Raw genomic sequence first — 14,080 nt, forward strand, 5'->3', positions numbered from 1 at the left:
GTGAGGTATTCGCTTTGCAGAAGTTTTTTTTAAGAGCGACCCGAAGCAATTAGCTTGCCGAAGGTAAGCACTCTGAGATCAAAGATCATCCGTGCCGTCCTTTCTGTAATCTGTTTGATTTACTGTGAGATATTTCTGAAAAAATGTTGACAGCCTGATCTGTATATATTATTTGACGGAGTCATTGTTTATTACTGTAACTATCTGTAAGAGTTAAAGATAAAATAGTATGTCCGGCTGAGAGAAGGATGTATGGCAAAAAAACACTGCTTGTCACTAATCCTTGCAGATAAATAACAGATAAAATATTTAGCTGCGGATAAGTCTATAAGTGCTGACTTTTTAGATTAACAGTCTGAAATTTAAACAGATTTTATTTACACCTGTATTTTGGCAGGATTCCCCTGATATTAAAGCAAATAACCTGCTAATTTTATTGAAAGGTCAACACTTTTAGACTTATCCGCCGAATCCAAACTTAAAGGAATGTCTCGCAACCTTTTTAAGATATAGAAACGGAGTCGCTCATGGGGGCGACATTTCTTCCGAGGAAAAAGTCACTCAGGAAGTTTATGTGAAGTATAAAAATCTTGTGACAGATTTAATGTATGAAATTCATCTTAAAATGATAACAGGTCTTAAAGATAAAACTTTTTTAAAGTATATATAAGCAGATGTTTCACCAGTTCTGCGGGACTGTTTTTCAAATCCCGTCCGGTAAAGGATATCCATCGTTGCCCTGTTACTTTACACTTTACTTTCTTTCAGAAATACGGTATGAACAGACTTACTGTTTTGGCATTCCTCTTTTAGACGGCCGGGTCTTATGCTTCATATTATGCTTGACATATTATAATATCTCCTGCAATATACAGAAGATATAATCAATTCTTTTTCCTGCCGTGATACTGAAAAGCTGTCCGATGATCTCGGAGTTTGCCGTTTTCAGTCTTTTGAAAAACAGGTAAGATATTCTTTCTGAAGGAGGTTTTTAAAATGTTAAGTTCAAAAGTTTTTATAAGCGGAAACAGTCAGGCTGTAAGATTGCCAAAGGAGTATCAGGTAAGTGAAAAGGAATTATTTATTCAGAAAATAGGAAACACTATCATTCTGTTTCCCAAAAGTAACCCGTGGGAAGCATTTGAACACAGTCTGAATGAATTTACCGAAGATTTTATGCAGGAGGGAAGAAATCAGCCGGCTATGCAGGAAAGAGACGGATTATAATGTATCTGTTAGATACAAACATCTGTATTTATATCATAAATAAAAAACCTGCTTCTGTTGTTGAAAAAATAAAAACTCTCAACCCTAATGACATTAAGCTGTCTTCCATCTCTGTCGGAGAATTGGAGTACGGGGTGTCAAAAAGTACAAACAGAGAAAAAAACAGAAATGCACTTGTGGAATTTGTCTCCTGCTTTGACATTCTCAGCTTCAATGATTCCGATGCAGAAGTATTTGGCATGATAAGAGCATATTTAGAGAAGAAAGGAACAGTCATAGGACCCTATGACATGCAAATTGCTGCCCAGGCTATTTCATGTAAACTGACCCTGATTACTAATAATACTAAAGAATTTATTCGAATACCTGAACTTATGCTTGATAATTGGATTTAAAAAGATTGTCCGACGGCGAATTCAGGAACGCAGTTATTATTAAACCTGAAATCCTTGACAGCACAAGGACACCGCATTTATCAGTTGGGAAAAGTCATTTTAGCTCGACAGAAGGTTTTGAAAATAGCTCGGCAATTTATTGCCGGGCTATTTTTGCTGAATCTTGACTTATCATGTTCCATTATTATTTTTTTATTATTAAGGAAATTATAAAAGTTGCTTCTGCTTTTGCTACAAGGATTTCATATAAGAAAAGGATATTATCCCCTTTTTGTCATCCTCTTCTTATATGAAATCCTTGTAGCGGGAAGAGGAGGAATCAGGCTGTTTTTTTATACAGGAACTTATAAAATTCCCTCTCTGTCCCCGGCCGATGGGCAAATCTCCGGCTGGGAAGGGGTCGGATTGGCCCGTCCGAACCGATCAGGAGGGGGCAGTGTTCTTTACCGTGAAAATAAATGTTGAACACCCGGTTTTTTTTATCTGAAAATATTTTTATGACCGGGGCGAAAAACCCGGCTTTTTCATGAGCGTTTATTATAATCGAAGTGAAAGGAATACGGATCATCATGCCCATATTTGAATATTTATGTAAAAAATGCAATCATCAGTTTGAAGAACTGATCTTATCAGCCAACGACCCGGCTCCCAAATGCCCCAAATGCCAAAATGAAAATGTTGAAAAACTTATGTCCGCGGCATGTTTCAGACCTCATGGCATTCCCACAGGGGCCGGGGGATTTAAGGCTCCGTCGTGCGCCCCGTCAGGGGGATGAGGCATCTGACCTGCCTCCTCAGTCTGAGGAGAAAATCTGGGAATCGTCTGATCTCAGTCCCATATTCAGAGACAGTTTGCAGACGTGACCTTGTGTCTGATACATATCCGGCAGATCGAAAACGCTCCTGCCGGATCTGATCATCCGAACCAGGCGTAACAAAAATTTTCGATCTGCTGATATTATCTGTATTTTTTTAGGAATTCCCGTAACGACCAAATTTGAATTTGAATCAGTCCCGTCAAATCACTTCACACCGAAACGCGTCATCCTCTGAAATTTCTACGGTAAGGTATTTTTCAGATTTAAAAAAAGGCCAGTTTTTTGTAAATGGTAAATTTTTTCTTGCGTTTATATAAATATACATATAAAGATCATAGGTTATACTTTTTTAACTTCAGAAAAATTGATTGGCATTGTTTGAAATAAATATTTAACCAGTTGGTTACAATAAAATCCGTTTTTGAAAATCCATAACAGATTGAATTTTAAATCAGGAACAAAATAATGAGCGAAAACAAAGCACCTGTTATTATCGGGAGTGATCATGCCGCATACTGGCTGAAGGAAAAAATAAAATCATATCTTACTGAAAAATACGGTATATCTGTTGAGGATGCCGGTACTTATGGCGAAGACTCTGTTGATTATCCGGATTTCGGAATCAAGGTTTCGGATGCTGTCTCAACTGGCAGATTTGAGCGGGGAATTCTTCTCTGCGGCACCGGAATAGGCATGTCCATGGTTGCCAATAAATTTTCCCATGTCAGGGCGGCGCTGTGCAATGATCTTTTTTCCGCTATGATGAGCAAACAGCACAACAACGCAAATATACTGGTCATGGGTGCCCGGGTGATCGGAGATATACTTGCCATGAAAATCGTGGATACCTGGCTTGAGACACCGTTTGAGGGAGGACGACACCAGGCACGGTTGGAAAAATTTGACAGTATGGGCCGCCACTGATTATAAATTAAAAACAAAGCAGGGCTTCCGAAGTTTCAGAGACATCGGAAGTCTGAATTTTATAATTTCCTATACAACTACAAAAAGGAAGAATCGTTGGACTTGAAATTTATTGAAAATACAGACCCCGATATCGCGGAAGTTATTGCTAACGAACTTAACAGACAGAAAAGCACCTTGGAGCTTATCGCTTCGGAAAACATTGCCAGTCGGGCAGTTATGGCAGTTCAGGGAAGTGTGCTGACCAACAAATACGCGGAGGGGTATCCGGATAAGCGGTATTACGGCGGATGCGAATATGTTGATGTTGCTGAAAAACTGGCCATTGCCAGGGCAAAAGAACTTTTCAACGCGGAGTATGTCAATGTTCAGCCTCATTCGGGATCCCAGGCCAATATGGCTGTTTACTTTGCGCTTTTGGAACCAGGGGATACTGTTCTCGGCATGAATCTGTCCCATGGCGGTCATCTGACACACGGAAGCCCCGCGAGCTTCTCAGGAAAACTTTTCAATTTCGTTCACTACGGGGTCAGAGAAGATACCGGTGTTATTGATTATGAAGAAGTGGCCCGTCTTGCTGAAAAACATAAGCCGAGAATGATTGTCACAGGTGCCAGCGCTTATCCGCGTATTATTGATTTTGAGGCCTTCGGGCAAATTGCCAAATCAGCGGGAGCTTATTTAATGGTTGATATGGCCCATATTGCCGGTCTGGTGGCAGCCGGTGTTCATCCTTCCCCGGTGCTGTTTGCGGATGTTGTCACCTCTACCACCCATAAAACCCTGAGAGGTCCGCGCGGGGGGCTGATTCTTTCAAAAGCAGAGCATGCAAAAAAACTGAGCAGCCAGATATTTCCCGGAATACAAGGGGGACCGCTCATGCATGTTATTGCAGCAAAGGCCCTTTCATTTAAAGAGGCGCTTGGTGAGTCTTTCAGAAACTACCAGACAGATATTCTTAAAAATGCAAAAACATTTGCAAAACATCTGACAGAAGAAGACATAACACTGGTATCAGGCGGCACAGATAATCACATGATGCTTGCAGACCTGAGAAGGCTTGGCGTTACAGGGAAAGACGCAGAAGAAGCTTTGGGACGCGCAGGTATCACTGTCAACAAAAATTCCATTCCTTATGACACACAAAAGCCCTTTATAACAAGCGGTATCCGCATCGGCACGCCCGCGGTCACCACAAGAGGTATGAAACCGCCGGAAATGGCAGTTATCGCAAAACTGATTGTTGATGTGCTGAAAAATATGAATGACAACCGTGTGACAGAGCGTGTAAGAGGGAAAGTTCACGAAATCTGCGAAGCTTTTCCTATTTATCAATGATCCGTCATAAGGTCCGTTCTGAACAAATACGGACAGCCAAAACAGCACAGGCTGTTGAAGCCCCTGTTCGGCTGAGTTTCCGGCGATATTGCCAGATTCGGGAAAATTTTTCCGAGTCACCCGGAGAGAAACCGGAGGGCTTGGGGCTGATGCGTCCGGACGACGGAAGATTGTTCAGCCTGAGTTATAAAAACAGGTTCGGATTTTTTCGGAGTGACACCTGTCAGTACACTTAATAAATGTAAGGCAGTTACAGATAAATAAACCAAGTGTCTAACCATATGTTAGGCGATATCTGAACGGGAAACAAACCCGGTTTTTTCCCGGAATGATCCGCGGTCCGTGACGGAAAATTTCGAGTTTCTCCGCAGTTCGCAGAAGAAAACATGTAAGTATCTCAGCAAAACTTTTGTACCTAAATTATAATGTGAAATGTTGAACTAACAAATATCAGCTTCAATAAAAATGGCACAAAATATTTGATGAAGTACTTATAAAAAACTTTTGATCGGGCATTTAAAAGGTCGATTTCCGGAAAAAAAATATTTTTCACTTCACAGTTCCGGGTTCAGGCGATGTGACATCGCCCGAACCCGGAACTGTGAATTTTTTCAAGCTGCTGACTATTTGTAAACCATAATGAGCTTTGATTTGAGACGTGTTAAGTATGATACGCTTTATAGCTGTAAACCACCTGCTGCATGCCATGATGCAATCAATGACCACCAATGATCTTTGACCCCGAAAAGGTGTTGAGACGCTGAGTACCTGGAGAGCAGGGGGGAGAATTTATGAAATGTCCGTTTTGTGGAGAAATTGATAACAAGGTCGTTGACTCCAGACTGAACAAAGAGAGGAATGCCATTCGCAGACGCAGGGAATGTCTTGTATGCAGCAGGCGATTTACAACATATGAACGCCTTGAAGAAATCCCTATCATGATTATTAAAAAAGACGGACGCAGGGAGCTTTTCAGCCGTGACAAGGTCCGTTCAGGTATTCAGAGAGCCTGTGAAAAACGGAATATCAGCATGAACGTCATTGAAGAATTCCTTGACGAATTGGAACGTGATCTCAGAGAAACTGGTGAGAAAGAAATCCCTTCCTCCGCCATCGGTGAAAAAGCAATGGAAAAACTCCATGAAATAGACGGTATTGCATATGTAAGGTTTGCATCAGTTTACAGAGAATTCAAAGATGTAAATGATTTTGTTTCAGAATTGAAAAGTCTTTCAAACAAAGAATAAAAATCACCAATCACAAATGGCAGATCACAAATGAAAACTCACAAAGATTTTATGAAAATGGCGCTCAACCTTGCTGCAAAAGGAGAGGGATTCACATCTCCCAATCCCATGGTCGGGGCCGTAGTTGTAAAGGACAATATTGTTATAGGAAAGGGATATCATGAGGCCGTGGGAAAGGCCCATGCGGAAGTCAACGCCATTGATGATGCGGGCAGTGCTGCAAAGGGAGCGGTTCTTTATGTGACCCTTGAACCTTGCAATCATACCGGACGCACCCCGCCCTGTACGGAAAAAATTCTCGGAGCCGGGATAAGGCAGGTCGTGGTTGCCATGAATGATCCCAACCCCGATGTGACAGGGGGGGGAAATGATTATTTAAAAAGCCATGGCGTGGATGTGATATCGGGGATATGTGAAGATGAAGCCAAAAAACTGAACGAAGTTTTTATAAAATATATCAGGACAAAGCGGCCATTTGTGCTTTTAAAATGTGCAATGACTTTGGACGGGCGTATCGCCGCCAGAACCGGAGATTCCAAATGGGTTTCAGGAGAAGCGTCCAGAAAGTTCGTACACAGGCTTCGCCATGCAACAGATGCCATCATGGTCGGTATTGGCACGGTAAAAAACGATGATCCGAGTCTGACAACCCGTTTGGATGATATGAAGGGGAGTGATCCCACAAGAATCATTTTGGATACCCATCTTTCCATTCCTCAGAACGCAAAGATGTTGCGGTCTGATTCTGATGCGGATACACTTATTATAACTGGTGATTCTGTTTCAGCAGACAAAAGAGCCGGAATCGAAAAAAACAAAAATGTCCGGGTGGTTGAATCCCCTCTTAAAAACGGGGTGATTGATCTTGACTTGTTAATGGACAGACTGGGAGCAATGGGGGTCACAAGTCTCCTTATAGAAGGAGGCGGCAACGTAATTGCATCCGCGATGAAAGCGGGAATTATTGACAAAATCAACTTTTTCTATGCCCCCAAAATTCTGGGCGGAGACGACGGCATCCCCGTATGTAAAGGTCCGGGCCCCGATCTGATGAGCGATTCCGCACCCGTGAAAAATATTAATGTTCGGCGATTCGGTGATGATATTATGATAGAAGGGTATATAGATAATTGATAATTGATAATTGATAATTGATAATTATCAATTCCCAGACGGGGGTATTCATGTTTACAGGAATTATTGAGGGGCTGGGAACCATAACAAGCATACAGTCCTCCGGTCAGAGCAGGCGTCTGTCTTTAGAGGCTGATTTTATTCTTGACAATACAAAAATCGGTGACAGCATTGCTGTGAGCGGGGCTTGTCTGACAGCGGTGACGCTTGAGGGGAAACAGTTCAAAGCAGATGTGTCACCTGAAACTCTCGGGATGACAACTTTTGGCAAAGCAAAGGTCGGGGACCGTGTCAATCTTGAGCGCGCACTCCGTCTTTCTGACCGTCTGGATGGTCATCTTGTTTCAGGACATATTGACGGCACAGGTATTCTCAAACATCGCAAAATCACAGACAACGCCATTATTATCACCATCGGAGTGTCTGAATCTCTTTCCCGCTATATGATAAAAAAAGGCTCGGTCGCGGTGGATGGTATCAGTCTGACGATTAACGACTGTGACCCCTACAGCTTCAGCGTAAGTATCATCCCGCATACCGCCAAGCTGACCACCATTGGCTTTAAAAAAATCGGCGATCCTGTCAATATCGAAACTGACATGATCGGAAAATATGTTGAACAATTTGTCACAGGAAAAAAAGAAACCGGGCAATCATCTGTTGACATGGCGTTTTTAGCAAAAAACGGGTTCTTGTAAAAAAGATGAGCGGCAAGGAAACCCGGGTTTTTGTTTTGTACACAGTTCAACTATTTAATTCTAAAGGAGATAAAATAAAAAAACAATGCCACTGATTACAATTGAAGAAGCGATTAAAGAAATCAGGGACGGCCGCATGGTCATCCTGGTGGATGATGAAGATCGTGAAAATGAAGGCGATCTCACGATGGCCGCTGAAAAGGTTACGCCTGAGGCCATTAATTTTATGGCAAAATATGGACGGGGGCTTATCTGTCTTTCCATGACAGGGGAGAAGATTGATTCTCTCGAACTTCCGCTGATGGTTGAAAAGAACACGTCACAGTTTCATACGGGATTTACGGTATCCGTGGAAGCAAGGAAAGGCGTGACAACAGGAATATCAGCAGCAGACCGTTCCACCACAATTCTTACAGCCGTGGCTGACGATGCCAAACCAGGCGATCTTGTCAGACCAGGACATATTTTTCCTTTAAGGGCAAGAAACGGAGGGGTCATGGTACGGGCAGGCCAGACAGAAGGGTCTGTGGATCTTGCACGTCTTGCCGGTCTGAACCCCTCGGGTGTGATTTGTGAAATCATGGACGATGACGGGACAATGGCCAGAATGCCGTCACTTGAGAAATTCAGTGAGGAACATGGTATTGGCATCTGTACCATTGCGGATATGATTGAATACCGGATGCGTACCGAGTCGTTTGTGTATCAGTCTGCCCCGGAAATTAGTATTCCCACGGCACACGCCGGGGATTTTAAAATTCGTGTCTATGAGAGCGATTTGGATAATCTGCTCCATATCGTTCTGATCAAAGGTGAAATTGACCCGGAGAAACCAGTGCTTGTCCGCGTCCATTCCGAATGTATGACAGGAGACATCTTCACTTCAATGCGATGTGACTGCGGCGATCAGCTACATAAGGCAATGGATATGATGGATAAGGAAGGATCCGGTGTGCTTGTTTATCTCCGACAGGAAGGACGGGGTATCGGTCTTGTGAACAAGCTGAAAGCTTATGCATTGCAGGATCAGGGTCTTGACACGGTTGAGGCGAATGTAGAGCTCGGATTCAAAGACGATTTGAGAGATTACGGCATCGGCGCTCAGATTTTGGCTGCCGTGGGCGTTAAAAAAATGCGGCTTATGACAAACAATCCAAAAAAAATGGTAGGGCTTGAGGGATACGGTCTCAGCGTTGTGGAACAAGTTCCCATTGAAATCCCGCCGAATGAGTTCAATCAGTGCTACCTTGAATGCAAAAAATTGAAAATGGGACATCTGCTGAATATTGACGCAAATCCCTGAGAATTGAGTTTTCCTTCGAACGGCGGAGAAACCCCGGCTTTTTCCTGCAAAGGAGAGTGTATCATCCCGGAAAAAACCCGGGTTTCTTTTCCGGGAAGATATCAAAAAACTTATGGTCTGCTACTTATCTTTTGATGGCTGGTTGCCAGTTGCCGCCAGAAACCGGGCAACTGACAACCAGCAGTTTTTTTGATTGTTCTTGCTGATCCTGACTCCTGATTTGTTACAACATTATGTCTGTTTTTCAATATAAGGCGAATACATAGTTCCGCCTTTAGGCGATGTGCGAGACCGTCTGAACGCTGAACCGCGAACTGAAAAAAGCCGAAAATCGCCTAAACGGTCATGTCCCCGGAGTCAGAACAAAACATGAACATTTCAAAATTTTTCCTAACACCTAACACCTAACACCTGGGGTGATGAAAATGTCACAAACCGGGCTGACAATTGCGATCCCATTTTTATTCCGCAAATTTTTTATGACTTAAAAATCAGGCGGTTAAAAAATGCGGGGAACAAAAACGGGATCAGCTTTTTCAGAGCCTTGGAAACATTTTCATCACCCCACCTAACACCTAACACTTAACACTTAACATTTAACACCTAACACCTAACACCTAACACTTAACACTTAACATTTAACACCTAACACTTAACACCTAACACCTAACACTTAACACCTGACACCTTTTATGACTGTTTTTCTTTTATCTGATAAAATAGGATTTCCTCCGCCCCATCTGGCTGAAAAAGACGGTTTGCTGGCCATTGGCGGTGATCTGAGCGAGAAGCGTCTGATCCTTGCCTATCGAATGGGAATTTTTCCGTGGTACTCAGACGATGAACCGCTCATATGGTGGTCGCCTGATCCCCGTCTTGTGCTGTATCCCCGGGAAATCCGGGTTTCAAAAAGGCTGAAAAGAACGATCCGAAAAGGTGATTTTCATGTGACAATGGATCTGGCTTTTCCCGAGGTCATCACCGCGTGTGCGGAACTGAGAAAACAGAAAGGCGAGGGAACCTGGATTGTTGACGGGATGATTGAGGCTTACTGCAAACTCCATGAATCCGGCTTTGCTCATTCTGTTGAAGCGTGGTATGGCGGAGAGCTGGCTGGCGGATTGTACGGTGTCTCCCTGGGAAAATGTTTTTTCGGAGAATCAATGTTTGCCCGTGTCAGCAATGCCTCAAAAGTGGCGTTTGTCAGGCTTGTCAAATATCTTGAGGCATTGTCATTTGATATGATAGACTGCCAGGTGACAACGGATCATCTGCTGCGGTTCGGGGCAAGAGAGATACCGAGAAAGCGTTTTCTGCGAGAGCTTGAGAAATCTTTGCGGACACCGACGATAAAAGGGAAATGGCATTTTTATGTTTGAAAAATATGGAGGAATCCCAGCTTTTACACATACGGTCAAATCCCCTAACCCTTTACCATGAAAGTATAACTGAGAAGCCGGGTTTTTTAAGCGGATTTTTTTCATCTCCGGAGGTGAAAAACCCGGCTTCTTTTCATGAATATAACTGAGAAGCCGGGTTTTTTAAGCGGATTTTTTTCATCTCCGGAGGTGAAAAAACCGGCTTCTTTTCATGAATATAACTGAGAAGCCGGGTTTTTTAAGCGGATTTTTTTCATCTCCGGAGGTGAAAAAACCGGCTTCTTTTCATGAATATTTAATCTGATTATAACGGATTTAGGGGATGACCAGCCAAGCCTCGTGGGGGCGGCATATTCGCTGTCTGGTCAAAGGGAGTCAGTTGTATCATTTTCTGTACCTCCTTTCCTGAAAAGGCGAGCTGATATTTATTTTGTCTGAGAATCCCGAAGCCTCTCGACTTCCTTCACGCTCAGTCCGCTTGCCCGGGATATCTCTTTTACAGTAAGCTTTCCCATTGAAAGCAGAATCCGGGCCGTTTCTTTACTTCTTTTTTTCTCACCTTTTTTCTCACCTTTTTTCTCACCTTTTTTTTCAGCTAGTTGGATAAGCTCCTGGCCGGCAACCGTCTGGTCAAGGGGAGTCAGTTGTATCATTTTCTGTACCTCCTTTAAAGTAAGTTTTGGAAAACGTTGAAGAACAGTATAAATCAGCAGCTCTGAGAGTTCTTTTGTCTCGTGTCCGGGCAGCTTCAGAGAGCGGATTTCCTGTTCCCAGCGGGGAACAAGCTCCTGAAGTTTCTTCTGATCCTCCTTTTTGCCGGAAAGAGTCAGGGGTTTCAGCACAGTCAGTGCGCCTGCTTTGTCCCCTATTGCCTCAAAACAGTCAGCCAGATTTTTCCGAATCATCTGACACGGAGGCGTGCATGACAGCATGGGGATTCCGGGATCATATTCCTCATCCAGAAAGAGGACAATCGCAATGAACGGTGTCCTGCTCCCGCTGCCTTCGTACCATGTGGCGATCTCCCGGAAAAGCCGCCAGTAGATGGCCGGATCATCATAGCCCTGAATCTCAAGAAAAATATACGGGCCGTCACCGTCCCTGCGTCTCAGAAAACCGTCAAAACGCTTTTCCGTAGTTTTCACAGTGATACTTTCAAAGACATACTGTCCCACAATTTTCAACTGAACCAGTTGGAGCAGGCTCCGGGGGTCAAATCGGAACAGCTTGTAAAATAACGCATCTGTTTTCATTTATTCTTATCCTCTTATTTCAGGGTCCGTACTCATCCACCATGCCCAAATCTTCAAAAGCATTTTTATCAAAGACCAAGCGCATATCTGGCCTCTTCCCAGATTCTGCCCCCGCTATTCTGTGGCATTTCTTTCCGGATCATCTGTCCGGCTTACTGAACTTATGTTTTCATGTTGCCCGAACCCTGATTAAAAGATTACAAAATTGGCAGGATTAAATATCTGTTTCTCGTTCCCATACGTTGCGTAGATATGCCTTCCGGACAACAAGCACGAGATGTCAGGACGCGAAGCGTCTGCCCTGCATTCCCACGCAAAGCGTGGGAACGAGATTGTTAATGAGATTGTTGACTGGATTGTTAAAGTTTTTTTCCAAACGGGAACGGGCATTTTCCTTTTCTTATCTGTTTTCCCTGTAGTTCTGAGCCTGAGCCTGATATTTATTTTGTCTGAGAATCCCGAAGCGTCTCAACTTCCTTCACGCTCAGTCCGCTTGCCCGGGATATCTCTTTTACGGTAAGCTTTCCCATTGAAAGCAGAATCCGGGCTGTCTCTTTACTTCTTTTTTTTTCACCTTTTTTTTCACCTTTTTTTTCAGCTATTTGGATAAGCTCCTGAGCCGCAACCGTCTGGTCAAGGGGAGTCAGTTGTATCATTTTCTGTACCTCCTTTAAAGTAAGTTTTGGAAAACGTTGAAGAACAGTATAAATCAGCAACTCTGAAAGTTCTTTTGTCTCATGCTCCGGCAGTTTCAGCGAGCGGATTTCCTCTTCCCAGCGGGGAACAAGCTCCTGAAGTTTCTTCTGATCCTCCTTTTTGCCGGAAAGAGTCAGAGGCTTCAGCACAGTCAGTGCGCCTGCTTTGTCCCCTATTGCCTCAAAACAGTCAGCCAGATTTTTCCGAATCAGCTGGCAGGGAGGCGTGCATGACAGCATGGGGATTCCGGGATCGTATTCCTCATCAAGAAAAAGGACAATCGCAATGAACGGTGTCCTGCTCCCGCTGGCTTCGTACCATGTGGCTATTTCCCGGAAAAGCCGCCAGTAGATGGCCGGATCATCATAGCCCTGAATCTCAAGAAAAATATACGGGCCGTCACCGTCCTTTGGCCTCAGAAAACCGTCAAAACGTTTTTCCGTAGTTTTCACAGTGATACTTTCAAAGACATACTGGCCCGCAATTTGCAACTGCACCAGTCGGAGCAGGCTCCGAGGATCAAATCGGAACAGCTTGTAAAATAACGCATCTGTTTTCATTTATTCTTATCCTCTTATTTCAAGGTCTTGTTTCGCTTTCACTCGGAGAATAGATTTTCAGTAGATCGAAAAGAATTTATAACCTACTGTTTCCAAATCAATTACGAGGAGTGCAAAAATGAAGCGAACGCGGAATTTTTGCAAAAATTCCGCGTTCGCTTCATTTTTGCACTCCTTTTATCCCGAAAAGTTTTCGATCTACTGATTTTAGCTAACTTCAGCCTGACTTGGGCGTGAGTTCAGTCGAACGCTTTCGCGGCCAGCCCTGGCATTCATGCCAGGGCTTTTCATAAAATTAAGCAGCGAAACCCGGCCCCCTGCTTCATAAGAATTCAGTTCATACCCAGTTTTCTTTTTGGAAAGCATCGGGCAAGACATCAAAGTCCCTGTCATTTGTAACCAAAACAAGACCGCATACTTTGGCAGTACAGGCAACGAGGAGGTCTAAGTCTGAAATCGCTTTGCCTTGTTTCCGAAGCATTGCCTTGGTATTACCAAACAATCTCCAAATATCCTCATCAATCGGAATAGGAACAACTGCCTTCTTAAAAAGTGCTATCCGGGCAAAATTATATTCTTTCCGGCCTGAATTTGCCGCACCGAAATATAATTCTCCCAGTGTTACTTCAGACATAAAAATATCAGCTTCAATTCCTCGGACAGCTTCAGTAGCCTTTTTTTCTTCTTTCGAACGTTGTGAGTCTTTTTTATCCAGACCGTTTATCAGGTATATACAGTGATTGGTATCAAGTAAATAATCCATCTCAGTTTAACCATTACTTAAAATTTGATTTTAAAGGAGACACAGTCCGAGATGATTTTAACAGATCAATCCAGTCTTCTGAAATCTCAGTGCCCGAAGTTCCTTCCAGCAAATCGAAAATACGATTTCTTTCAGTTCTGGAAGATATTTCAGACGGTTTCCCATCAGGTACTATCGTCACAGTAAAAGACTGCGCCAAATTTTCTTTTATCTTTTCCGCCCATTGGAGAGGAATGTCCGTACCCCGGATATGCTTTATAATTGTTGTTGGCATTTTCAGAATTCTCCTGATAAATTTTATAAAATAAAATCAGAAATTTTTCTATGGTTTCTCAGTAAAAGCAC

The 14,080-nt window shown here is 43.2% G+C and carries 14 protein-coding genes and 1 pseudogene; 11 read left to right on the forward strand and 4 right to left on the reverse strand.

Annotated elements, in window-relative coordinates:
- Positions 1 to 493 precede the first annotated feature (493 nt).
- The 11 genes and pseudogenes from dnm_RS31570 to aat all read left to right on the forward strand — a co-directional run.
- Positions 494 to 670 (forward strand): annotated as a pseudogene (locus dnm_RS31570) (MAE_28990/MAE_18760 family HEPN-like nuclease); the annotation flags it as partial.
- A 326-nt stretch (positions 671 to 996) separates the two neighbouring features.
- Complete coding sequence (gene vapB / locus dnm_RS07425) at positions 997 to 1,227, forward strand: type II toxin-antitoxin system antitoxin VapB (RefSeq protein WP_207682042.1); 231 nt, start codon at positions 997 to 999, stop codon at positions 1,225 to 1,227.
- The gene (gene vapC, locus dnm_RS07430; RefSeq protein WP_207682043.1) at positions 1,227 to 1,622 is read left to right on the forward strand and encodes a type II toxin-antitoxin system tRNA(fMet)-specific endonuclease VapC; all 396 of its coding nucleotides are present in this window, start codon (positions 1,227 to 1,229) and stop codon (positions 1,620 to 1,622) included. Before vapB ends, vapC begins: the two co-directional genes overlap by 1 nt.
- 569 nt (positions 1,623 to 2,191) lie before the next feature.
- The gene (locus tag dnm_RS07435; RefSeq protein ID WP_207682044.1) at positions 2,192 to 2,398 is read left to right on the forward strand and encodes an FmdB family zinc ribbon protein; all 207 of its coding nucleotides are present in this window, start codon (positions 2,192 to 2,194) and stop codon (positions 2,396 to 2,398) included.
- Positions 2,399 to 2,905: 507 nt separating this feature from the next.
- Positions 2,906 to 3,364, forward strand: a complete 459-nt coding sequence (gene rpiB / locus dnm_RS07440; RefSeq protein ID WP_207682045.1) for a ribose 5-phosphate isomerase B — start codon at positions 2,906 to 2,908, stop codon at positions 3,362 to 3,364.
- A 96-nt stretch (positions 3,365 to 3,460) separates the two neighbouring features.
- Entirely contained in the window at positions 3,461 to 4,702 is a 1,242-nt protein-coding gene (glyA, locus tag dnm_RS07445) for a serine hydroxymethyltransferase (protein ID WP_219739702.1), read from the forward strand.
- A 791-nt stretch (positions 4,703 to 5,493) separates the two neighbouring features.
- The gene (gene nrdR, locus dnm_RS07450; protein ID WP_207682046.1) at positions 5,494 to 5,949 is read left to right on the forward strand and encodes a transcriptional regulator NrdR; all 456 of its coding nucleotides are present in this window, start codon (positions 5,494 to 5,496) and stop codon (positions 5,947 to 5,949) included.
- A 30-nt stretch (positions 5,950 to 5,979) separates the two neighbouring features.
- Positions 5,980 to 7,083, forward strand: a complete 1,104-nt coding sequence (gene ribD / locus dnm_RS07455; RefSeq protein ID WP_207682047.1) for a bifunctional diaminohydroxyphosphoribosylaminopyrimidine deaminase/5-amino-6-(5-phosphoribosylamino)uracil reductase RibD — start codon at positions 5,980 to 5,982, stop codon at positions 7,081 to 7,083.
- A 50-nt stretch (positions 7,084 to 7,133) separates the two neighbouring features.
- Positions 7,134 to 7,781: a riboflavin synthase gene (locus dnm_RS07460; RefSeq protein ID WP_207682048.1), complete on the forward strand. Its 648-nt coding sequence runs from the start codon at positions 7,134 to 7,136 to the stop codon at positions 7,779 to 7,781.
- A gap of 85 nt (positions 7,782 to 7,866) precedes the next feature.
- Positions 7,867 to 9,084, forward strand: a complete 1,218-nt coding sequence (locus dnm_RS07465; protein WP_207682049.1) for a bifunctional 3,4-dihydroxy-2-butanone-4-phosphate synthase/GTP cyclohydrolase II — start codon at positions 7,867 to 7,869, stop codon at positions 9,082 to 9,084.
- A gap of 692 nt (positions 9,085 to 9,776) precedes the next feature.
- A complete protein-coding gene (aat, locus tag dnm_RS07470; RefSeq protein ID WP_207682050.1) occupies positions 9,777 to 10,463 on the forward strand; it encodes a leucyl/phenylalanyl-tRNA--protein transferase in 687 nt (228 codons plus the stop codon).
- A gap of 425 nt (positions 10,464 to 10,888) precedes the next feature.
- Here the strand turns inward: aat and dnm_RS07475 are convergent, their stop codons facing one another.
- The 4 genes from dnm_RS07475 to dnm_RS07490 all read right to left on the reverse strand — a co-directional run bounded on the left by dnm_RS07475 (position 10,889) and on the right by dnm_RS07490 (position 14,009).
- The gene (locus dnm_RS07475) at positions 10,889 to 11,716 is read right to left on the reverse strand and encodes a DUF2887 domain-containing protein (RefSeq protein ID WP_207682051.1); all 828 of its coding nucleotides are present in this window, start codon (positions 11,714 to 11,716) and stop codon (positions 10,889 to 10,891) included.
- Between the two features lie 440 nt (positions 11,717 to 12,156).
- Positions 12,157 to 12,972 carry a DUF2887 domain-containing protein gene (locus dnm_RS07480; RefSeq protein ID WP_207682052.1) on the reverse strand — a complete coding sequence of 272 codons (816 nt, stop codon included), beginning with the start codon at positions 12,970 to 12,972 and terminating at the stop codon, positions 12,157 to 12,159.
- A 337-nt stretch (positions 12,973 to 13,309) separates the two neighbouring features.
- On the reverse strand, positions 13,310 to 13,735 hold the full coding sequence (locus dnm_RS07485) for a type II toxin-antitoxin system VapC family toxin (RefSeq protein ID WP_207682053.1): 426 nt from the start codon (positions 13,733 to 13,735) through the stop codon (positions 13,310 to 13,312).
- Positions 13,736 to 13,748: 13 nt separating this feature from the next.
- Positions 13,749 to 14,009 (reverse strand): hypothetical protein, encoded by a 261-nt coding sequence (locus tag dnm_RS07490; RefSeq protein WP_207682054.1) that lies wholly within the window; start codon positions 14,007 to 14,009, stop codon positions 13,749 to 13,751.
- Positions 14,010 to 14,080: the final 71 nt, after the last annotated feature.

It is taken from the genome of Desulfonema magnum, assembly GCF_017377395.1.
In the GTDB taxonomy this organism is placed as follows: domain Bacteria; phylum Desulfobacterota; class Desulfobacteria; order Desulfobacterales; family 4be13; genus Desulfonema_C; species Desulfonema_C magnum.

Excerpts from the sequence above, each read along its gene's own strand:
- dnm_RS07460 (WP_207682048.1), top strand. The coding sequence starts at position 7,134 with ATGTTTACAGGAATTATTGAGGGGCTGGGAACCATAACAAGCATACAG.
- rpiB (WP_207682045.1), top strand. The coding sequence starts at position 2,906 with ATGAGCGAAAACAAAGCACCTGTTATTATCGGGAGTGATCATGCCGCA.
- vapB (WP_207682042.1), top strand. The coding sequence starts at position 997 with ATGTTAAGTTCAAAAGTTTTTATAAGCGGAAACAGTCAGGCTGTAAGA.
- dnm_RS07435 (WP_207682044.1), top strand. The coding sequence starts at position 2,192 with ATGCCCATATTTGAATATTTATGTAAAAAATGCAATCATCAGTTTGAA.
- dnm_RS07480 (WP_207682052.1), bottom strand. The coding sequence starts at position 12,972 with ATGAAAACAGATGCGTTATTTTACAAGCTGTTCCGATTTGATCCTCGG.
- nrdR (WP_207682046.1), top strand. The coding sequence starts at position 5,494 with ATGAAATGTCCGTTTTGTGGAGAAATTGATAACAAGGTCGTTGACTCC.
- dnm_RS07490 (WP_207682054.1), bottom strand. The coding sequence starts at position 14,009 with ATGCCAACAACAATTATAAAGCATATCCGGGGTACGGACATTCCTCTC.
- aat (WP_207682050.1), top strand. The coding sequence starts at position 9,777 with ATGACTGTTTTTCTTTTATCTGATAAAATAGGATTTCCTCCGCCCCAT.
- dnm_RS07465 (WP_207682049.1), top strand. The coding sequence starts at position 7,867 with ATGCCACTGATTACAATTGAAGAAGCGATTAAAGAAATCAGGGACGGC.
- dnm_RS07485 (WP_207682053.1), bottom strand. The coding sequence starts at position 13,735 with ATGGATTATTTACTTGATACCAATCACTGTATATACCTGATAAACGGT.
- dnm_RS07475 (WP_207682051.1), bottom strand. The coding sequence starts at position 11,716 with ATGAAAACAGATGCGTTATTTTACAAGCTGTTCCGATTTGACCCCCGG.
- vapC (WP_207682043.1), top strand. The coding sequence starts at position 1,227 with ATGTATCTGTTAGATACAAACATCTGTATTTATATCATAAATAAAAAA.
- ribD (WP_207682047.1), top strand. The coding sequence starts at position 5,980 with ATGAAAACTCACAAAGATTTTATGAAAATGGCGCTCAACCTTGCTGCA.